Origin of the sequence: Leuconostoc sp. BM2 (genome assembly GCF_002095565.1) — a bacterium.
GTDB classification, from domain to species: domain Bacteria; phylum Bacillota; class Bacilli; order Lactobacillales; family Lactobacillaceae; genus Leuconostoc; species Leuconostoc falkenbergense.
Window position 1 is genome coordinate 46,458 of sequence record NZ_MOWQ01000004.1, and the last position, 20,695, is coordinate 67,152.

At 40.1% G+C, this 20,695-nt stretch carries 18 protein-coding genes; 16 read left to right on the top strand and 2 right to left on the bottom strand.

Annotated elements, in window-relative coordinates:
* Positions 1–19: 19 nt before the first annotated feature.
* Genes BMG01_RS02530 through BMG01_RS02540 form a run of 3 tightly spaced genes read left to right on the top strand, consistent with a single transcriptional unit; the run spans position 20 to position 3,873 of the window.
* Complete coding sequence (locus BMG01_RS02530; RefSeq protein ID WP_036067859.1) at positions 20–1,099, top strand: carbamoyl phosphate synthase small subunit; 1,080 nt, start codon at positions 20–22, stop codon at positions 1,097–1,099.
* Complete coding sequence (locus BMG01_RS02535) at positions 1,080–3,593, top strand: ATP-grasp domain-containing protein (protein WP_036067857.1); 2,514 nt, start codon at positions 1,080–1,082, stop codon at positions 3,591–3,593. Before BMG01_RS02530 ends, BMG01_RS02535 begins: the two co-directional genes overlap by 20 nt.
* Entirely contained in the window at positions 3,574–3,873 is a 300-nt protein-coding gene (locus BMG01_RS02540) for a hypothetical protein (RefSeq protein WP_004910870.1), read from the top strand. Before BMG01_RS02535 ends, BMG01_RS02540 begins: the two co-directional genes overlap by 20 nt.
* Before the next feature lie 32 nt (positions 3,874–3,905).
* Here BMG01_RS02540 and BMG01_RS02545 read toward each other — a convergent pair whose 3' ends face one another.
* Entirely contained in the window at positions 3,906–5,117 is a 1,212-nt protein-coding gene (locus tag BMG01_RS02545) for an MFS transporter (RefSeq protein ID WP_036067854.1), read from the bottom strand.
* A 342-nt stretch (positions 5,118–5,459) separates the two neighbouring features.
* Between BMG01_RS02545 and BMG01_RS02550 the strand changes: the two genes are divergently transcribed.
* A complete protein-coding gene (locus tag BMG01_RS02550) occupies positions 5,460–7,697 on the top strand; it encodes a bifunctional (p)ppGpp synthetase/guanosine-3',5'-bis(diphosphate) 3'-pyrophosphohydrolase (protein ID WP_036067875.1) in 2,238 nt (745 codons plus the stop codon).
* A gap of 222 nt (positions 7,698–7,919) precedes the next feature.
* Positions 7,920–8,366, top strand: a complete 447-nt coding sequence (dtd, locus tag BMG01_RS02555) for a D-aminoacyl-tRNA deacylase (protein ID WP_004910873.1) — start codon at positions 7,920–7,922, stop codon at positions 8,364–8,366.
* A gap of 6 nt (positions 8,367–8,372) precedes the next feature.
* Here the strand turns inward: dtd and plsY are convergent, their stop codons facing one another.
* Positions 8,373–8,990 (bottom strand): glycerol-3-phosphate 1-O-acyltransferase PlsY, encoded by a 618-nt coding sequence (plsY, locus tag BMG01_RS02560; protein WP_004910875.1) that lies wholly within the window; start codon positions 8,988–8,990, stop codon positions 8,373–8,375.
* Positions 8,991–9,167: 177 nt separating this feature from the next.
* Here plsY and parE point away from each other — a divergent pair, with 177 nt between their 5' ends.
* The 11 genes from parE (at position 9,168) to rbfA (ending at position 20,691) form a co-directional block, all read left to right on the top strand.
* Complete coding sequence (gene parE, locus BMG01_RS02565) at positions 9,168–11,234, top strand: DNA topoisomerase IV subunit B (protein ID WP_004910877.1); 2,067 nt, start codon at positions 9,168–9,170, stop codon at positions 11,232–11,234.
* A gap of 51 nt (positions 11,235–11,285) precedes the next feature.
* Positions 11,286–13,724 carry a DNA topoisomerase IV subunit A gene (parC, locus tag BMG01_RS02570; RefSeq protein WP_036067851.1) on the top strand — a complete coding sequence of 813 codons (2,439 nt, stop codon included), beginning with the start codon at positions 11,286–11,288 and terminating at the stop codon, positions 13,722–13,724.
* 49 nt (positions 13,725–13,773) lie between these two features.
* Positions 13,774–14,682: a manganese-dependent inorganic pyrophosphatase gene (locus tag BMG01_RS02575; protein ID WP_004910881.1), complete on the top strand. Its 909-nt coding sequence runs from the start codon at positions 13,774–13,776 to the stop codon at positions 14,680–14,682.
* A 161-nt stretch (positions 14,683–14,843) separates the two neighbouring features.
* Complete coding sequence (gene rpmG / locus BMG01_RS02580; protein ID WP_002815032.1) at positions 14,844–14,993, top strand: 50S ribosomal protein L33; 150 nt, start codon at positions 14,844–14,846, stop codon at positions 14,991–14,993.
* Positions 14,993–15,262, top strand: a complete 270-nt coding sequence (gene rpsN, locus BMG01_RS02585; protein WP_004910882.1) for a 30S ribosomal protein S14 — start codon at positions 14,993–14,995, stop codon at positions 15,260–15,262. Before rpmG ends, rpsN begins: the two co-directional genes overlap by 1 nt.
* A 258-nt stretch (positions 15,263–15,520) precedes the next feature.
* Positions 15,521–15,997 (top strand): ribosome maturation factor RimP, encoded by a 477-nt coding sequence (rimP, locus tag BMG01_RS02590; RefSeq protein ID WP_010295229.1) that lies wholly within the window; start codon positions 15,521–15,523, stop codon positions 15,995–15,997.
* 23 nt (positions 15,998–16,020) lie between these two features.
* Positions 16,021–17,121: a transcription termination factor NusA gene (nusA, locus tag BMG01_RS02595; RefSeq protein WP_004910886.1), complete on the top strand. Its 1,101-nt coding sequence runs from the start codon at positions 16,021–16,023 to the stop codon at positions 17,119–17,121.
* Positions 17,122–17,178: 57 nt separating this feature from the next.
* Complete coding sequence (gene rnpM, locus BMG01_RS02600) at positions 17,179–17,475, top strand: RNase P modulator RnpM (RefSeq protein ID WP_010295225.1); 297 nt, start codon at positions 17,179–17,181, stop codon at positions 17,473–17,475.
* The gene (locus BMG01_RS02605; RefSeq protein WP_036066420.1) at positions 17,465–17,785 is read left to right on the top strand and encodes a ribosomal L7Ae/L30e/S12e/Gadd45 family protein; all 321 of its coding nucleotides are present in this window, start codon (positions 17,465–17,467) and stop codon (positions 17,783–17,785) included. Before rnpM ends, BMG01_RS02605 begins: the two co-directional genes overlap by 11 nt.
* Positions 17,786–20,293 (top strand): translation initiation factor IF-2, encoded by a 2,508-nt coding sequence (gene infB / locus BMG01_RS02610; protein ID WP_036067849.1) that lies wholly within the window; start codon positions 17,786–17,788, stop codon positions 20,291–20,293.
* A gap of 44 nt (positions 20,294–20,337) precedes the next feature.
* Positions 20,338–20,691, top strand: a complete 354-nt coding sequence (gene rbfA / locus BMG01_RS02615) for a 30S ribosome-binding factor RbfA (protein WP_004910896.1) — start codon at positions 20,338–20,340, stop codon at positions 20,689–20,691.
* The last annotated feature ends 4 nt before the right edge of the window (positions 20,692–20,695 follow it).

Below are 20,695 nucleotides of genomic sequence, written 5' to 3' on the forward strand. Positions count from 1 at the left end.
CTTTGGAGTGTGGTATTTTATGAAAAGACATTTAATCTTAGAAGACGGGACTGTTTTTGAAGGTCTTGGTTTTGGTGCACCTGCTACGACGTTTGGTGAAATCATCTTTCATACTGCCATGACTGGTTATCAAGAAATCATTACAGATCCGATATATGATGGTCAAATGATTGTATTTGCTATGCCTGTTATTGGTGCGGCAGGTATTCATGCTGAAGCTTATGAGTCTGTCAAGCCCGCCATCAGGGGAATGATTGTGCACGATTTGGCGGAAGTTTCGGTTAATCGACAGCGCCGTATGAATTTAGACCGTTTTTTGAAGCAACATAACATACCTGGTTTATATCAGGTTGATACACGTAAATTAATTCGTCATTTGCGAGAGACTGGCCCACAAAAGGCTACCATCGTTGATTTTGCAGACGATCACGCGGTGGATCAATTGGTCGCTACGGTGTTGACAAACAAGCAAGTACAAAATACGGCAACACTCAAACCTTATGCTAATCCAGGGCGTGGACGACATATCGTTGTCATTGACTTCGGTTTAAAACATGGCATTCTGAGAATGTTGGGTGATTATGATGCCAATGTTTCTGTATTGCCATATACAACAAGCGTTGACGAGGTGCTCACACTGGATCCTGACGGTATCATTTTGTCCACGGGACCTGGTGATCCGCGCTCATTACCAGATAGTGTATTGACACTAATTCGCGTTTTGCAAACAAAGGCACCATTACTAGGCATCGGGTTAGGTCATGAGTTATTTGCACTAGCCAATGATGCTACTTTGGCACCGCTATCGTCGGAACATCATGGCATGAATCATCCAATACAAGAAATCATTTCGAGACAGATTTTCTTTGCGATGCAAGGGCAAGGTTATGCTGTTGATAATGACTCAATTGATCGCAAAAAGTTATTTGTTACTTATCGCGATTTAGTAGATGGCGCCGTGCAAGGATTGAGGCATCGTGAATACCCCGCTTTTAGTGTACAATTCTTCCCTGATGCAGCGCCTGGCCCTTTAGAAGCCACAGCAGTCTTTGCAGATTTTTTTGAAACGGTGGAGGACTATGTCGAACATCACAGCTAACAATGTATTATTTATCGGTGCAGGTGCTAACGATTTTGGTCGTGAAGCGGAGTATGATGCAGCCATTTATCAAGTCATGCCAGAACTGCGTGGTCATGGCGTTAATGTCTACCTGATTGATGAAAACCCTTACTCATTGTCGTTGGAAAGTCTTGCGGCAACGGCTATTTGGCAACCTCTAACTGTTGAAAACATTAAGGCGGTCATTAAACAGTATCAAATTGATACGGTGTTACCACTTTTCGGTGGTGAAAGGGCGTTACGTTTATGGTCGCAAACAGTGCAGGCGTGGTCACATGGCGATGGCCCAGTCCCTCAAACACTTGGACTAACCATTGACATGTTATTGCGTGTTAATAACGTGGCCGTTTTGACAAGTATGATGGCCGATGCTGGTTTACCAGTAATTACCAATCACGTTGCCAAGGCACAAGAAGACGCTAATGAACTATTACGTGAAATTAAGTTACCATTGATGGTACGTGCCTTGCACCCAAATCAGGCCAACACACGACAAATTGTTGAACGATTAGATGAATTTGAAACGGCTGTCAAGAGTGCTAAGAGTCAGTCGATGACACAAGAAATCGTGATTTCAAGAGCTATTAATGGCATGAAAGAAATCAGCCTTGAAGTGTTACGAGATTTTCGAGGCAACAAAATGCAAATTGGAGCTAGTGAAGATATGGATCCAATTGGGATTCACACTGCTGATTCCTTGAGTGTATCACCGACACTAACGCTTTCAGACCAAATTTTAGAAAAAATGAGATTTTATGCCTTTCAGGTTGCCGATTTATTGGAACTAAGGGGTGTACTGCATGTCCAGTTTGCTGTTGATGATTTGACGAATGCTATCTATATTATCAAGATATCACCTTATATAGATCAAATGGCCAGCCGCATGGCATTGGTAACAGGATACCCTGTTATGCTGGTTGCAATCAATTTGGCAATGGGTGTTGCCCTTGAAGAAATTGTTTTATCCCATGATTTTGGCAAAAAAATGGCGATGATGGAACCGATGATGGATCACGTCACTGTTAAATTACCGATTTTTCCCTTCGGTGAATTGGAACAAGCAGGCGTTTCAGTTAATCGTCAGCTCAATAGTATTCAAAAATCTGTCGGATCGACAATTGGTTTTGGACGAACATTTATCGAAGCGCTTGAAAAAGCCATTCGTTCAGCCCACTTTAATAACGCAAGTTTTTCACCAACCAATATGAGTCATAGCTCAGATGATGCATTGATTCAACAATTGATTCATCCGGAAGACAATCGTGTTTTACTCTTAGTTGAAGCCATTAAGCGTGGTTATGAAATTGATGAATTGGCTGAATTAACTAATATTGACGAATTCTTTTTCTACCAATTACGTCATTTGTTAAAGTTAGAAATAGAAGTTGAACAACAAGTTGAAAGTGTTGAGGCGTTGCGACGTGCGAAAAAATATGGTTTGTCAGACGGCTTGTTAGCACGATTCTGGCGGACTAATTTTAAAAATATTGCAACATTAGCACACGAAAATCATATTGAACCAACTTTCAAAGCATTAGAACCATCTGCTGGTGAATTCCCAGAAAATGCCAGACAATATTATTCAACTTATGAAGAGGAAAATGAATCATTGCCAGTTAGTGAAGATACTGTCTTAGTGATTGGTAGTGGCGCATTCCGAATGGGTGATGCCGCCGCTGGTGGTTATGCAACCACGATTGTTTTGTCGGAATTAAGACGTTTACAATATCACACCGTGATTATGAATAATAATGCAAGTGATGCCACCTTACTACAAAATCTGGCTGACAAGCAGTATTTGGAACCCTTAGAAATATCAGATGTTATGAAAGTAGTGGCACTTGAAAAACCAATTGCTATCATTGTGCCTGGCAATCGACGTAAGTTGATTGATGCCTTAGCTGATTTGAAGCAAAATGTTTTAATTTTGCCAAAAGAAAAGCACGTACCGAATGGACCAGATGACACTGAAACGGAATTCGCACTAAATGTCTTTTCCGATGGGCATAACATTTATCCAATCAATATTACGCAACACATGACTGGTGAGCTACATATTGTACCAGAAATTGCGCAACTGCCGATTCAACTGGCGCAAACACATTTAGAAAATCCTGGTGTTTACCAAGTAATTTGGTATCAGGATACTTCAGAATGGGTAAAACATGTTGATGTGCCTGATATTTCACATGATACATGGTTGCGACCAATGCCATTTGGCCAAATGGCATTTATGAGTAAGGTGATGCAGGTGCAATGGTTGCGTATGACAGTGAGAGCATTGTTGGCAAGAATGACGTCGCAGGACAGTGAACTATTAACTAATGTCAATAAATTAACTTTACAAGCAGATGTTGCTATGATTGCTTCAGACATTAACTATGCCTTACACTTACAGCCAACACAGATGATTGATGGCACGCGTTTTGAGATTGGGGTAGGTATTAAATACGATGAGCAAATCAAAATATGAGACATACTTATACACAGGTGTTTTAGTTGAACAGGATGCTTCTGGACGATACATGCCAAAAAATAATGGTGCCAAGCCAAATATTTGGCGAACAGGTAAGCATACAAAGGGTAAATATGCTAATTTTGGACAAGTTTTTTTGACTGAAAATAACCAAACTATCGCTGTTATAGCAGTAGAAAAATTACCTTTCAATCAACGTCATAATTACACGCCAATGCAACGATGGACATCAGAAACTGTTGATAGTGATTTGTTATTACCATACAAAAAAGCGTAAACACGACATGTGTCTACGCTTTTTTTGAAGTCTCATTTTTTTTGAGTAATTTTGACGTTGAAATTAAATAAAATAGCATTGAGAATAATTAGTAGGGCACTGAAAATAAAAATGCCTCGGTAATCAAACATACTAGCAATCAGGGCACCAAACATAGGGCCCATCACACTACCAAGAGCTTGAAAGCTTTGATTATAACTGAAAATGCGGCTAGTCATGGCCATTGGTGAATTTTTAGAGAGTAGCGTTTGTACGGCAGGCAACATCGTAGCATCACTAATACCGACAATAAATCGAAAGACCATTAACATAAAAATACTCGTGACAAATGCTGTTGGTATAAAGGCCACAACGGCAATCATGAACCCGATTTTAATCATGCGGTCAGTACCAACACGATCACCAATTTTACCAAATTGCGGGGCGGCTATAACCGTTGCCACACCAGGCATGGCCGCGACCACACCAGCTATGAACGTTGTATTAGAAGCATTATGAGTTAATTCACGAACGAACAAACTCACAATAGGATTAATTGACGTGTTCACAGTTTGAACTAACATGGTCGTAATGAACAAACCTAGAATGAGTTGTTTATTTGGAACGGCTTGCCAAAGTTGTGCTGTGGAAGCACGAGCGGTTCGAGGCGATATTTTAACAGGTTCTTCCTTGACTAAAAATAGTGTCAGTAGAAAAACGAGGAATAAAATGACACCTGTGATGTGAAATGACATGCGATAAGAGACTAGCGAAGCTAACGTGCCACCAAACAATGGACCAAGTAAGTTACCAGCTGTCATACCAGTAACTAAAATACCTAAAGCGTGACCAGCATGCTCTTTTGGCGTTTGGGTGGCAATCAAAGCATTTGAGTTAGAAACAAAACCACCCATGACGCCTTGCAACGCCCTTAAAGCAAATAGTTGCCAAACATTACTGACATAACCCATCAAAAATAATACAATTGCCATACCTAGTGCAGCGCGCAGCATCATTAGTTTTCGACCTTTGCGGTCTGCTAGTTTTCCCCAAAATGGTGACACAACTGCCGTTACCAAAAAGGTTATAGCGAAGACAGCACCAGAGTAAAACGTGAGCTCATTTTTGTTAAAATCACCTAATGTGTCAATGTATAAGGCCAGAAAGGGTATTACCTCACTCAATGCAATGCCAGTCATGAAGACGCCAAACCAGAGAACAAAGACATTACGCTTCCAAAGTGTACTTTCAGAATTTTCAGACATAAATATTACGCGAACTAATAGTAAATTTAAGCGATTAATACTATTAAAAACGATGTGTTGTTAAGGGTGAACCTTAGATGTAACATCATCGATACGCGACCTCCTTAACTTAGTATGTTATAAAATGATATAAACTATTATTCCATTTTATCCCTAAATGTTAAAATGTGCACATTTTAAACCTTGACTTGTGAATAAATTAAATTTTGATTATAATTGATGTACGTTTAAAAAGCGTTATTAAGGTATTTTGCGGTTTTAAAAATAGTGAAGTATCTTCCTGATTATATGAAGGGAAATGAGCGCCAAAAGTGATATTATGTGCGCTTACAAAGTAATGATATGGCAAGAACAAAAGATTATACTGGACAAGAAGTGCTTGATATGGTTAATGAATACATGTCAAGTGAAGATTCTCAAAAAGTTAAAGCGGCTTATGAATGGGCAACAGATTTGCATAAGACACAAAAGCGCAAATCAGGGCAACCTTACATTATTCATCCAATTCAAGTTGCGGGAATCTTGGCTGAATTGAAAATGGATACCGCCACAGTTATTTCAGGTTATTTACATGATGTTGTCGAAGACACGCCAGCGACATTGGCAGATGTACAAGAACGTTTTGGTGATACGATTGCTCAAATCATTGATGGTGTGACCAAAATCAGTAAAATTCAATACCAAAGTTCACAAGAACAATTGGCCGAAAATCATCGTAAATTACTTTTGGCAATGTCAAAAGATATTCGAGTGATTATTGTTAAGTTAGCTGACCGTTTGCATAACATGCGGACACTTGGCGCCTTGCGTGATGATAAGCAAAAGCGAATTGCTAATGAAACGCTTGACATCTATGCACCTTTGGCTGATCGTTTAGGAATTAGTGCAATCAAGTGGGAATTAGAAGATTTATCATTAAGCTTTATCAATCCTGAACAATATCATCGTATTGCTTCCTTGATGAATATGAAACGTGATGAGCGCATTAGTTATGTCAATGAGGCTGTTAAAGAAATTGAAAATGCAATTCATGAATTAGAATTACAAGATGTGGACGTCAACGGACGACCTAAGCATATTTATTCAATCTATCGTAAAATGACTGACAAACACAAGGCGTTTGAAGAAATTTATGATTTGTCAGCTGTCCGGATTTTAACCGATTCTATTCCTGATACCTATGCAGTTCTAGGTGCTATTCATTCTAAATGGACACCAATTCCAGGCCGATTCAAGGACTATATTGCGTTACCTAAAGCCAATGGTTATCAGAGTTTACATACCACAGTAATTGGACCTGGTGGACGTCCATTAGAAGTCCAAATTAGAACGCATCATATGCATGAAGTTGCTGAATTTGGTGTGGCTGCTCATTGGGCCTATAAACAAAACAAAGGTTCTAACAAAGAAGCTAACGTCAAGGATAAAAACCAGCAAACATTAAATGTGATACAAGGTATTCTAGAGCTTCAAGAAAATGCCAAAAATGCTGAAGACTTCATGGATAGTGTGCAAGGCGACCTATTTTCGGATCGTGTGTATGCCTTTACACCTCGAGGAGATGTTTTTGAACTGGCCAAAGGTGCTGGACCATTAGATATGGCCTTTTCAATTCATACAAACGTGGGCATTAAGACCACGGGTGCTAAAGTTAATGGTCGCATTGTACCGCTTGATTACAAAATTAAAACTGGTGACATTATCGAAATCACCACGTCAGCTAATGCCAAACCAAGTCGCGATTGGCTGGAGTTAGTGTCAACACGTCGGGCTCGTAATAAAATTAAGCAGTATTTTAAGCAGCTTGATCGTGATGATAATATTGAAGCAGCTCGAGAATTATTGAGTAATAGCATTAAAGATGGTGGTTATAATGTCAATGATATATTAACGGCAGACAATATTCAGGAAGTCTCTGAAAAAATGCACTACCACTCATCGGATGATATGTTAGCTGCGATTGGTTTTGGTGATGTTGCCTTACCTGGTGTTGTCAACAAACTTACGGAAAAAATACGTGAGGCGCAGCAAGAAGCAGCGGCACAAGAGCTACAACGTGAAATGCTTGAAGAAGGACATGGCATTAAACGTGATGAAACAGCCTTTACTAAACGTCAAAAAGCCTCGGCCGATGATATTGTCATTGCAGGCGTTGATAACCTGTTGGTTAGATTAGGACGTTGTTGTACACCAGTTCCGGGGGATGCTGTAAAGGGTTATATCACTAAAGGACGTGGCATATCTGTCCATCGACTTGGTTGCCCCAACATTCGTGCTGCTGAAGCACAGGGACAACGGCTAGTTGATGTCGCATGGGAAGATGATTCTGGCTTGAAACCTAATTATGACGCTGATCTAACTGTTCGTGGAGAAAATCGTAATGGCTTGCTGAACGATGTTTTGCGAAGCGTCAATGGTCGTACTAAATATGTCAACTCAGTTAATGGTCATGTGACAAAAAATGGTATGGCACAGGTCGCGTTATCATTAGGTGTGCGCAATGTTGAGCAGTTAACCGTTATTATGGATGCACTCAATAATTTGCCTTCCGTATATGATGTTGAACGCGCATTTCATTAATGAGTTCGTTTTGTAACGCGATAAAAAAGATTTATCTGCAGATAAATCTTTTTTTGCTATAAATGTAGTTAATGTTCTTTGTAATTTTGTGTGATTAAAATAAGACACTGGATGCTTTATTAATACCGGCACATGCTACCTTATTATGATGGCGCTTGAAACACAATGCTATTTCACGTATCATGATAACAATAAAAGATATACTTTAAAAATGGAGACAATATGAGAGTAGTAGTACAACGGGTTAAACAAGCGGTCGTAGCCATTGATGGTCAACCAACTGGTCAAGTTGGGCAAGGATTTGTCCTTTTAGTAGGTATTAGTGATCATGATACAGAGGCTGAAATTGATTACCTTGTTCGTAAGATTACAAATTTACGCGTTTTTAGTGATGATAATGGTCAGATGAATTTGAGCCTTAAAGATATTAATGGTGGCATATTGTCAATTTCACAATTTACATTGTACGCAAATACCAAAAAGGGTAATCGACCAAGTTTTACTGACGCCGGCGCACCCGATTTTGCAGAAAAAATGTATGAACTGTTTAATGAGCGTTTATTGACAACCGGTGTATCAGTCGAAACGGGTACATTTGGTGCTGATATGCAAGTAACGTTGACCAATGATGGCCCGGTAACAATTATTTTTGATACCGATCAAAAATAAAAACGCTCATTTCTGAGCGTTTTTTTTGTGATGATAGTACCAACCAATCGAAACAAGACTTTCAGTGCCATTTTTAATACGTGATAAGTTAGCACGATGACGATAGAAAACAAAAATAGTTAATACGATAGCAACCAGTGTTAATATCCAATCATGAAAGTAAAAGGAAACCACCGTTGCAAATCCAAATCCAATCATAGAACTTAAGGATACCATTGAACTAATTAATAGAGCGATGATAAACACTGCAGAGACCATTAAAAAGAAAGGTGGATTATAGGCTAGTAGCACGCCGGCCGAAGTTGCAACCGCTTTGCCACCTTTGAAACCAATCCAAAACGAATAGGTATGACCAAGAATCGCACCTAATCCAATTATCATTGGATTAATGTTACTTTGAAATAATAGAGGTAGTAGTCCAGCTGCTGTTCCTTTAAGTAAATCAAGAATCAAAACGGTGATACCTGCTCGAACGCCTAAAACACGGAATGAATTTGTTGTGCCAATATTTCCGGAACCTTCGTCACGAATGTCTTTATGATAAAAAATTTTGCCGACCCAATAGCCTGGCACTAAAGAACCTAATAAATAGGCCAAAATAAACATGGTAATGGTGGTTAACATAACTTAACTCCTTTAACTAAAAACCATTTATTAGTTTACCATAAAAGCACTTAGTATATGCCATAACTAATCAATTTTAAAATATTACTACTTGTCAGAATACATTTTTTAATCTATTATAAAATAGATTGACATTAACGCACGAACACTGGTTCGTGTTTTTAAGGATAAATAAACATGCCAGAAAAAAATCATTATGATTCAGATTCAATAAAAATTTTAGAAGGATTGGAGGCCGTTCGAAAAAGACCAGGAATGTATATTGGCTCAACTGACGGTCGCGGTTTACATCATTTAGTGTACGAAATCGTTGATAATGCGGTTGATGAAGCTTTAGGTGGCTTTGGAAATGATATTCGTGTGACGATTCACCCTAACAATGCCATAACCGTGCAAGATTTTGGCCGTGGGATGCCGGTAGGCATGCATGAATCAGGCAAACCAACACCAGAGGTTATTTTGACAGTTTTGCATGCCGGTGGTAAATTTGGGCAAGGTGGTTATGCGACATCAGGCGGTTTACATGGTGTTGGGTCATCAGTTGTGAACGCCTTATCGGAAAGTTTACAAGTAACGATTGTCCGTGATGGACACAAATGGGAAGAAGACTTTATTAATGGTGGGAATCCTGTTGGCACACTGCGTGATTTAGGTAAAACAAAAGCGCATTCTGGTACAACAGTAACTTTTAAGCCTGATCCAACGATATTTAGCGCCACTGTATATAAGTATGAAACGTTGTCAGAACGGTTACGTGAATCAGCTTTCTTAATGAGTGGTGTTAAATTTACATTGACAGATGAGCGAGTAGATCCAGTTCGCGTTGAAGAATATCATTATGAAAAAGGGTTGGAAGCCTTCGTTGGCTTTTTAAATGAGGACAAAGAAACCATTGGGCCAGTCATGACTTTTGAGGGTGAGCAAGAAGGTATTGTGGTTGATGTTGCTGCCCAATATAATGACGGCTACTCAGAAACCTTGCTGTCATTCGTCAACAATGTGCGAACTCAAGATGGTGGCACACATGAAGTCGGTTTTCGAACTGCATGGACAAAAGCATTTAACGAATATGCCCGAAAAGTTAATTTGTTGAAAGATAAAGATAAGAATTTGGAAGGGACAGATGTACGTGAAGGCCTAGCCGCCGTTATTTCATTGCGTGTGCCAGAACAATTCTTACAGTTTGAAGGTCAAACTAAGGACAAGCTAGGTACACCGGAAGCTCGTGGTATCGTTGATGCGGTTGTCAACGAAACGCTAGGTCGTTTCCTGATGGAAAATGGTGACTTTGGGCAAAGCTTGATTCGCAAAGCAATCAGAGCGCGTGAGGCACGTGAAGCAGCACGTAAGGCGCGTGACGAAAGTCGTACTGGCAAATCAAAGGGTGCTAAAGATCGTTTGTTGTCAGGTAAATTAGCACCAGCACAATCAAAAAATGCCGACAAAAATGAGTTGTTTTTAGTTGAGGGTGATTCGGCCGGTGGCTCAGCTAAACAAGGTCGAGACCGTAAGTTTCAAGCGATTCTACCCTTACGTGGTAAAGTCTTAAATACTGAAAAGGCGAAATTAGCCGACATTTTGAAAAACGAAGAAATATCAACGTTAATCTATGCAATTGGCGGTGGCGTTGGAGCTGATTTTAAAGTAGATGATGCCGCATTCAGTAAAATTATTATCATGACTGATGCTGATGATGATGGGGCTCATATTCAAACTTTGTTACTCACCTTTTTCTACAAGTATATGCGGCCATTGATTGAAGCAGGTCGCGTATATATTGCGTTGCCACCACTTTATCGCGTTAAATATTCATCTAAAAAGATTCCCGATCAATTTGCATGGACCAACGATGAACTTGAGCAAATTACCAGCAAACGTGAGGCACGTTACGAACTGACACGTTTTAAGGGATTGGGTGAAATGAACGCATCATTACTCTGGGAAACAACAATGGATCCTGAGTCAAGAACATTAATTCGTGTCAAAATTGATGACGCTGTACTTGCTGAAAAGCGGGTAACGACCTTGATGGGTGATAAAGTCGAACCAAGACGTGACTGGATTGAAGCTAATGTCCAATTTACATTGGATGAAGCTGGTTCTATTTTGGATACAGTTGAAGGGGATACTAAGTCAAGCGATGTTTTCGAAAAAGCACGTCATCATGAGTCGCCAAGTAGTGAAACAATTACTGCAGCCAAGGAACAGGGACCGGTGATTACATCATGGCAAAATGACGATTAAGTCACGCAGTCGTTATTTTTACAGTTATAAATCAAGGAGAACCAAAGTTAAATGGCAGATCGTATAACTGATCTATCACTGGAAACAGTGATGGGAGAACGCTTTGGGCGTTATTCCAAATATATTATTCAAGAACGCGCATTACCAGATATTCGTGATGGTCTAAAACCAGTTCAGCGACGTATCTTATTTGCGATGGATCAAGACGGCAACACGTATGATCATCCATACCGTAAATCGGCAAAATCGGTTGGTAATGTGATGGGTAACTTTCATCCACACGGGGATTCATCAATCTATGAGGCGATGGTTCGCTTATCTCAAAGTTGGAAAGTGCGTGAACCATTAATTGATATGAACGGTAACAATGGTTCAATTGACAATGATCCAGCTGCTGCCATGCGTTACACAGAAGCACGTTTATCCAAAATTGCCGGTGAGATGATGGCTGATTTGGGACAAGAAACGGTTGACATGGTGTTGAATTTTGATGATACCACCTATGAGCCAACAGTTTTGCCGTCACGTATTCCAAGTTTATTTATCAACGGTGCGACCGGTATTTCTGCTGGTTATGCGACTGAGATTCCGCCACATAATCTCAAAGAAATCAATGCGGCGTTGACGTATTTGCTGGATCATCCAGAAGCAACGTTATCACAATTAATGCGTTACGTTAAAGGCCCTGATTTTCCAACAGGTGGTATTATTCAAGGCTTGGATGGTATCAAAAAAGCTTATAAGACTGGACGCGGTAAAATTGTTGTTCGCGCTAAAACAGCTATTTCAACGCTGAAAGGCGGGAAACAAAAAATTGAAGTTACTGAATTGCCATACGAGGTTGTCAAATCAACATTAGTTTCTAAAATAGATGCTATTCGACTCAATAAAGAAGTTGCTGGTATTGCTGAAGTGCGCGATGAGTCTGATCGTGAAGGCATGTCCATCGTCATTGAACTTTCAAAAGATGCGAATGCTGAAGGTATTTTGACGTATTTGTTCAAAAAGACTGACCTACAAATATCGTATAACTTTAACATGGTCGCCATTCATGATCAGCGACCTGTTCATGTTGGCCTAAAGGACGGTTTATCTGCTTTCTTGGATTTCCGAAAAGAAGTTGTCCTAAAACGATCTGCATATGAATTAGCAAAAGCTCAGGCGCGGCAACATATTGTTGAAGGTCTAATTCGCATGCTATCAATTTTGGACGAGGTTGTGGCGACAATTCGTGCTTCAAAAAACCGCAAGGATGCGACGCAAAACTTAATCGACAAGTTTCAATTTACGCAACCACAGGCGGAAGCAATTGTTACCTTGCAGTTGTATCGTCTAACAAACACTGATGTCACGCAATTAGAGGAAGAATTTGCGCAATTAAATGACAAAATTGCACGACTGAACTTGATTTTAACGGATGAGAGTGCACTAAAAGATGTGATTCGTGCTGAGATAGCGGCTATCACGAAAGGATATGCTTCTCCTCGTCGTAGTGAAATTGAGGCAGAAGTTGAAACGCTAGTGATTGATACAGCGGTTACGATTGCTGAAGAAGATGTCCGTGTATTGGTCTCACGAAATGGCTATTACAAGCGTTCATCGATTCGTTCATATAAAGCTTCAGATAACGAAAATGGCTTGGCGGATGATGATTTAACAATATTTGAGGGAACCCTCAATACCACGGCGTATTTGCTGATGTTCACTAATAAAGGGAATGTCATTTATCGACCAGTTCATGAGTTACCTGATACCAAATGGAAAGATACTGGTGAGCATTTTTCTCAGCAGCTTTCTAATTGGGTGAGTGACGAGTATGTCATCAAAGCAATAGCACTTACGGATATTGACCAAGGTGGCGATTTCTTATTAGTAGCCAATGATGGTTATATTAAGCAAACGTCAGTTTCAGATATTGTGCCGAAATCTTATAAGAAAAAGTCAGCCATGGCGATTAAGCTAAAACAGGAAACGAGTTATTTAGTGAACGTTGTTTATGTTGATAAGGTTGCTAAACAGGACGTATTGTTACTATCTCATAATGGTGTGGGATTGCGTTTTGCACTGTCTGACGTACCAGAAATTGGTGCGCGAACGGCAGGTGTCAAGGCGATGGATTTGCGTGATGGAGACACCATCAAAGCAGCACTATTAATTACTGATAACCAGCAAAAAGTTGCAATAGCCGCAACAAATGGGGCGTTTAAGTATATGCCCGTTTCTGAAATTAGCCGTTCAAAGCGTGCCAACAAGGGACTGCTGATTTTCACTCAAAAGAAGACAGTAGCTTATCATGTGGCAACAGCAACAATTTTTGACGAGACAGTTACTGCACTATCAATTCTGACAACGCGCTATCAAGTTCAAGAAATTCAATTGAGTGATTACCGACCATCTCAACGGATAGGAAATGGTCAGTATGTTGTAGATGTTGATAAAAATGGGACACCATGGATAATGACACCGCTAACATTGGTAACGACAAATTGACAATTTTTTGTTAAAATGAAACTATATTAATCTAGGAGATATAAAATTCATGGCTAAGACTTTAGTTTTTGGGCACAAAAACCCTGATACAGACACAATTGCTTCGGCGATTGCCACATCTCATTTATTACGTCACCTATACAACTGGGACACAGAAGCAGTTGCACTAGGGACACCAAACGAGGAAACAAAGTTCGCTTTGAGTTACTTTAAACTAGAAGCACCTCGCGTCATTACAAGTGCTGATACCGATGATGTTGTCTTAGTCGATCACAACGAGGCAGCGCAATCAATTGATAATTTAGCTGATGTGACAGTAGCAGCTATATACGATCACCATAAATTCAATTTTTCCAATAGCACGCCACTTTATATTGTGGCTAAGCCTTGGGGTTCAGTAGCTACTATTTTATACTTTGAATTTAAAAATAATGACATTACAATTCCAGCTAACATAGCTGGCTTGATGGCATCGGCTGTCATTTCAGATACTTTGTTGCTTAAAAGCCCAACGACCACTGAAGCTGATAAAGTTGCTTTGTCAGAATTGTCAGAAATAGCTGGTCTTGAAGACTATGAAAAGTATGGTTTAGATTTGTTGAAGGCAGGGACTGACCTTTCTTCACGTACTGATAAAGAGTTGATTGATGGCGATGCAAAGTCATTTGACATGGCTGGTCACCAATTCCGCATTGGACAAGTGAACACTGTTGATATTGATGACGTTTTGGCACGCCAAGCGGGTATTGAAGATGCCATCAAGTCTGAAGGCTACGAGGACTTTTTGTTTGTCATTACAGACATTTTGAATTCTAATTCAAAAGCAATTTATCTAGGGGATGCAAACGATGCCATTGAAAGTGCTTTCAATGCGAAATTAGCAGGCAATGTCATTGATTTACCAGGTGTAGTGTCTCGTAAAAAACAAGTTGTCCCACCACTTGAGCAACAATTTTAAGATTTTTTAAAAATCTTAAGCTGAGATATAAACTTTTACGAACAAAATTTCGTCAAGTTAGAAAAAAGGGCTTTACAGTGCCCAATAGTTCATGTATAATAGTTATTTGTATTGACAAGCAAATAAAAATTTTTAAGAAAACACACTAAGGAGCAAGGATTATGCGTATCCACGTCGTTTTAGGAAATGATGAAACTGGTGAGCGTATTTACTTGACGTCTAAAAACCGTCGTAATACGCCTGACCGCCTCGAGTTGAAGAAGTACTCACCAAAACTTCGTAAAGTAGTGACATTTAAGGAGATTAAGTAATGGCAAAAAAGTCAAAAATTGCTAAGGCACAAAAGCGTGAAGCTTTAGTTGCAAAGTATGCTGAAAAGCGTGCTGCATTGAAAGCATCTGGTGATTTCATCGGTTTGGCTGCTTTGCCAAAAGATTCATCTCCAGTACGTGTTCACAATCGTGATTTGATTGATGGTCGCCCTCATGCTTACATGCGCGAATTTGGTATGTCACGTTTGAACTTCCGTCAATTGGCACACAAGGGTCAAATTCCTGGTGTGCGTAAGGCTTCTTGGTAAGCACTTATATATTATTTTAAAAAGCCGGCTTGCGGCTTTTTTTATTTGTGAAAACAAACAGTGAATTTGCATTTTTTTCATAAATAAGCTATAATCAAGATAGTTAATTTACATAGCAATTGTAAATGAGCGGGTCACTTTGTAAAAAGAGGCCGGCTCATTTTTTATGAGATTAGCGCTTGCTGTCAATACACACGAACAGGTATTCAAATGTGTACCAAAAATAGTAGTCTGAATTTAGTCGAAAGGAGAAAGCAAATGACCAGTAAAACGGAACAAGTTGTTATAGACTTGATCACACCAATTTTAAAGACTCATGATGATTTGCTGTGGGATTTGACGATCACTAAAGAAGGTGGTCAAAAGATTTTACGCATACTGATTGACAAACCTAACCATGAATTTATTACGATGGATGAGTTAACAACTTTTACACAAGATGTTAATGAATTATTAGATACGGTTGATCCAGATCCAATACCTGAAGCATACATGTTAGACATTTCTTCACCCGGAGCCGATCGTCCATTGAAAGAGAATTGGCATTTTGAATGGGCGAAAGAAGCAAACGAGAACATACTAGTGTCTCTATTCACCAATAAAAATGGTCAAAAGAGGTGGCAAGGTAAAATTCAGTCGCTTGATCAAGATGGTTTAGTCTTAAAGACTGAAAATGGTGATTTGCCTTTGACTTTCGATGAGATAGCAAAAGCGATATTAGATGTTCAGTTTTAATCGGTAAAAAATGGAGAAATCGAATGAGTAAAGAATTAGTAGATGCACTTGATGCTCTTGAGGCAGAACGTGGTATTGATCGTTCGGTTGTTGTTGATGCTTTAGAGGACGCCCTAAAAGCAGCTTACAAAAAGCAATACAACACCGCCGATAATGTTGAAGCAACGTTTGACGATAAAAAGGGTAACATTAGTATTAAGCAAGTGAAAAACGTCGTCTTAGATGATGATTTGGAAGATGATGAAACTGAAATTTCATTGTCTGACGCTTTGGCTTTGAATAGAGCCTATGAAGCTGGTGACGAAATTCGATTTGATGTCACGCCTAAAGACTTTGGTCGTATGGCTGCACAAGCAGCCAAACAAGTGATTGTCCAAAAAATGCGTGAAGCAAGTCGTCAAGCGGTTTATAATAAGTTTGCTGAATATGAAAACGAAATTATTACCGGTGAAGTCGATCGACAAGATTCACGTTTCTTGTATGTGAACTTGCCAGGTAATCAAGAAGCTGTCATGGCCCCCAATGATCAAATGCCAAATGAACGTTACCACATGGGTGATCGTATAAAGGTTTTGGTTAATAAAGTTGAAAATAATGCCAAGGGGCCACAAATTTTTGTTTCACGTACAGCCCCTGACTTGGTTAAGCGTTTATTTGAACAAGAAGTGCCAGAGGTTTACGATGGTACGGTTGAAATTATGTCGATTGCACGTGAAGCAGGTGATCGTTCAAAAATCGCTGTTTACACGCATGATGGTGATTTAGATCCTGTGGGCGCTATGGTTGGTCAACGTGGTGCACGTGTTCAAAGCGTTGTCAACGAATTAGCCGGCGAAAATATGGATATTGTAGAGTGGGTTGAAGACGAAGCGCAATACATTGCGAACGCTTTGAATCCTTCTGAAGTCACGGACGTTATTTTTGATTCCGAAAATGACCGCGCAGTGACCGTCATTGTTCCTGATAATCAATTGTCATTAGCAATTGGTAAAAAAGGTCAAAATGCACGTTTAGCAGCTCGATTGACAGGATTTAAGATTGACATCAAATCAGAAAGTGAAGCGGCCGAATCATTGGCGCAAAAGCCATCTGACGACACACCGGTTGACGAAAGCGAAGAATAATTTGAAAGGATACATGGTGTGTGAAATCACAGATCTCACACCTAATGTTTTAAAACTATGAAACCTCGTAAAATACCAATGCGAAAAGACATTGTAACAGGTGAAATGTTTCCTAAAAAAGATCTCGTTCGTGTCGTTCGCGACAAAGAAGGTAAGGTCACTTTAGATCCTACAAGCAAGGCAAATGGCCGTGGTGCATACATTAGTTTAGATGTGGCCGTAGCGGAAAAAGCTAAACAAAAGCGTATCTTTGATAAAGCGTTTGAGGTGAAAGTGCCTGATCAGTTTTATGACGAACTGATAGCATACGTTGACCATCAGCAAGCGCGTCGGGAGTTGTTCGGTGATCAGTAAGGACGAACAAATCTTAAATTTGCTAGGTTTGGCAATGCGTGCTGGAAAATTAGTGTTGGGAACGGCACCAACTCTTGCAGCTATTCGTGGACAAAAAGTGTCATTGGCATTTTTTCCAAGCGACGGTGGCGCAAGCCAAGCTAAAAAATTAGCCGACAAATCATCGTTTTACAATGTCAGATTAATACAAGACTATACTAAACAGCAATTGACAGATGCCATCGGTGTTAATCGGGGTGTGTTTGCAGTTGCGGATCATGGTTTTAGTCACAAAATTAAACAATTAATATCAGAAAAGGAGCGGAACTAAATGGCAGAAGAAAAGAAATTCTCAGGCTCAAACCGTCCTGCAAGAAAACAGGCAGTGCCAGAACGTAAGGAATTGCCCGCATCGCAACGACGCCATGCGGCTAAGTTAGCAGATGGTGCAACACCAGCTCAAAATAGTTCACGTCCAGCACGTCAGGGACGTCCAAATAACAATAATGGTCAAGGTCACCAAAACAACGGTAGCCAAGGTCAAAAGCGTACTACATCTCAGAATCGACCAAATAATAATGGTCAGAGTCGTTCAAATACAAACAACGCTAACCGTAATAGTAGCCGACCAGGTTCACGAGTGGCCCCATCTGAAGGCCGTCCAATGGTTCGTGAAAAGAAAAATTGGTCAACCAAGCCACGTGCCGGACAAGTAGATTATTCAGCTAAACCTGATAATAGTCTCAAACAGTACGTGAATGAAAACGAAAAAAAGCGTCAAGCCTCTGAAGCAGTTAAACATCCCAAAAAGGCTGCTGCTAAACCAGCAACGCAACCTAAAGCGCAACCTGCAGCCGCAGCACAACCAGCAACTCCTGCCGCTGGAACAGGTAAGTTTGGTGGTGCACTAGCTTCTGGTAATAACTCTGCGCGTAATAATTCACGCAAGCGTAATACTAATGGAACTGGACAGCAAACGCCACGCCGTAATGATCGACCACGTGGGTCTAAAAAGTCACGTCGTATTGCCGCAAAGCACCAACCAGCAGCACCAGTGACTGTTCGAAAGGAGCAGCCATTGCCAGAAGTTTTGGAATATCGTATTGGCATGAACGTCCAAGATTTGTCAAAACTTTTGCATCGTGATACAGCAGAAATTATCAAAAAGTTGTTCTTGTTGGGAATTGTAACAAACCAAAACCAAAGTTTGGACGAAGATACAATTGAAATTTTGGCTGCAGATTACGGTATTGATGCTAAAGTTAAAGAAGAAGAAGATGTTGCCAATATTGATCGTTTCTTTGATGATGAAACGATTGATGAAAGCAAATTGGTACCTCGACCACCTGTTGTTACAATCATGGGTCACGTCGATCATGGTAAAACAACTTTGTTAGATTACTTGCGTAATTCACACGTGACTGAAGGCGAAGCTGGTGGTATTACACAACACATTGGTGCTTATCAAACTCGTTTGAATGATAAGTTAATCACTTTCTTGGATACACCAGGGCACGCAGCCTTTACAGAGATGCGCGCGCGTGGTGCTAACGTGACGGATTTGACAATTTTGGTGGTTGCTGCTGATGATGGTGTTATGCCACAAACAATCGAAGCGATTAACCATGCCAAAGCAGCCGGAACACCTATCATCGTGGCAGTTAACAAGATTGATAAGCCTGGTGCCAATCCAGATGATGTGATGAACCAATTGATGGCATATGATTTAGTGCCTGAAGAATACGGTGGTGACACAATCTTTGTTAAGATTTCTGCCAAGTTTGGACAAAATGTTGATGAGTTACTGGAAATGATTTTGCTACAAGCTGAAGTGCTTGAACTTAAGGCCGATCCTGATATGCCAGCTCGTGGTTCAGTGATTGAAGCACGTTTGGATCGTGGACGTGGACCTGTTGCGACTGTGTTGGTGCAACAAGGTAGTATGCATGTTGGTGATCCAATTGTTGTAGGAAATACTTATGGTCGCGTTCGAACAATGACAAATGAGCGCGGTGTTGAACTAGAAGCTGCGCTACCAGCAACTCCAGTTCAAATTACTGGTTTGAATGATGTACCGCAAGCTGGTGATCGTTTCATCGTTATGGCTGATGAAAAAACAGCTCGTGCAGCTGGTGAAGAACGTGCAAAGCGTGCGCAAGAAGCCATTCGTAATTCAGGTTCAGTCGTTACACTTGATACTTTGTTTAATACAATGGCAGAGAAGGCCATGAAGACTGTTCCTGTTATCGTTAAGGCTGATGTACAAGGTTCAGTTGAGGCACTTTCTGGCTCACTGAAGAAAATTGAAGTGGATGGTGTTCGTGTTGATATTATTCACACGGCTGTTGGTGCTATCAATGAATCTGATGTGACATTGGCCGAAGCATCTGGGGCTGTTATCATTGGCTTCAATGTACGTCCTACGCCATTGGCTAAATCTCAGGCTGAAACGGAAAAAGTTGATATTCGTTTCTACAACGTGATTTATAACGCTATTGATGATGTCGAAGCAGCTATGAAAGGCCAACTTGAACCTGTATTTGAAGAAAAGATTATCGGCCAGGTGGTTGTTAAAGAACTCTTCAAGTTCTCTAAAGTTGGTACCATTGCCGGTGCTATGGTTGAAGAAGGTAAAATTACCAAAGAATCTAAAGTTCGTGTCATTCGTGATGGTGTTGTCGTATTTGATGGTGAGGTTGGCTCACTTCAACGTGGTAAAGATGCTGTGAACGAAGTCAAAATGGGATTTGAATTCGGATTCACTGTGGCCAAGTACAACGATGTTCATGTGGGCGATGTTGTTGAAGCCTATGTGATGCAAGAAGTTAAGCCTAAGTAACCTGGAAACAAATATAATCAATTAAAGAAAAGAGGCATGCAGTTATGGCTAATCCACAACGCGCAGGTCGTCTTGCTCAAGAAGTTCAACGTGATGTAACAGATCTATTGCTCAAGCGAATCAATGATCCTCGTGTACAAGATGTTACGGTCACAAGTGTTGAATTGACAGGTGATTTGCAAATTGCAACAATTTATTATTCAATCTTGTCTGATTTAGCAAGTGATGCTAAAAAAGCACAAGCAGGATTAGAAGCCGCTAGTGGTTTAATTCGGAAAGAATTAGGTTCGCGTTTGACGGTGTATAAGATTCCTGAATTAAAATTTGTGCGTGATAATTCCGTTCAATATGGTAATCATATTGAGGACTTAATCCGTCAGTTACACAAAGAAAATTAATAAG

Excerpts from the sequence above, each read along its gene's own strand:
- BMG01_RS02530 (WP_036067859.1), top strand. The coding sequence starts at position 20 with ATGAAAAGACATTTAATCTTAGAAGACGGGACTGTTTTTGAAGGTCTT.
- BMG01_RS02535 (WP_036067857.1), top strand. The coding sequence starts at position 1,080 with ATGTCGAACATCACAGCTAACAATGTATTATTTATCGGTGCAGGTGCT.
- BMG01_RS02540 (WP_004910870.1), top strand. The coding sequence starts at position 3,574 with ATGAGCAAATCAAAATATGAGACATACTTATACACAGGTGTTTTAGTT.
- BMG01_RS02545 (WP_036067854.1), bottom strand. The coding sequence starts at position 5,117 with ATGTCTGAAAATTCTGAAAGTACACTTTGGAAGCGTAATGTCTTTGTT.
- BMG01_RS02550 (WP_036067875.1), top strand. The coding sequence starts at position 5,460 with ATGGCAAGAACAAAAGATTATACTGGACAAGAAGTGCTTGATATGGTT.
- dtd (WP_004910873.1), top strand. The coding sequence starts at position 7,920 with ATGAGAGTAGTAGTACAACGGGTTAAACAAGCGGTCGTAGCCATTGAT.
- plsY (WP_004910875.1), bottom strand. The coding sequence starts at position 8,990 with ATGTTAACCACCATTACCATGTTTATTTTGGCCTATTTATTAGGTTCT.
- parE (WP_004910877.1), top strand. The coding sequence starts at position 9,168 with ATGCCAGAAAAAAATCATTATGATTCAGATTCAATAAAAATTTTAGAA.
- parC (WP_036067851.1), top strand. The coding sequence starts at position 11,286 with ATGGCAGATCGTATAACTGATCTATCACTGGAAACAGTGATGGGAGAA.
- BMG01_RS02575 (WP_004910881.1), top strand. The coding sequence starts at position 13,774 with ATGGCTAAGACTTTAGTTTTTGGGCACAAAAACCCTGATACAGACACA.
- rpmG (WP_002815032.1), top strand. The coding sequence starts at position 14,844 with ATGCGTATCCACGTCGTTTTAGGAAATGATGAAACTGGTGAGCGTATT.
- rpsN (WP_004910882.1), top strand. The coding sequence starts at position 14,993 with ATGGCAAAAAAGTCAAAAATTGCTAAGGCACAAAAGCGTGAAGCTTTA.
- rimP (WP_010295229.1), top strand. The coding sequence starts at position 15,521 with ATGACCAGTAAAACGGAACAAGTTGTTATAGACTTGATCACACCAATT.
- nusA (WP_004910886.1), top strand. The coding sequence starts at position 16,021 with ATGAGTAAAGAATTAGTAGATGCACTTGATGCTCTTGAGGCAGAACGT.
- rnpM (WP_010295225.1), top strand. The coding sequence starts at position 17,179 with ATGAAACCTCGTAAAATACCAATGCGAAAAGACATTGTAACAGGTGAA.
- infB (WP_036067849.1), top strand. The coding sequence starts at position 17,786 with ATGGCAGAAGAAAAGAAATTCTCAGGCTCAAACCGTCCTGCAAGAAAA.
- rbfA (WP_004910896.1), top strand. The coding sequence starts at position 20,338 with ATGGCTAATCCACAACGCGCAGGTCGTCTTGCTCAAGAAGTTCAACGT.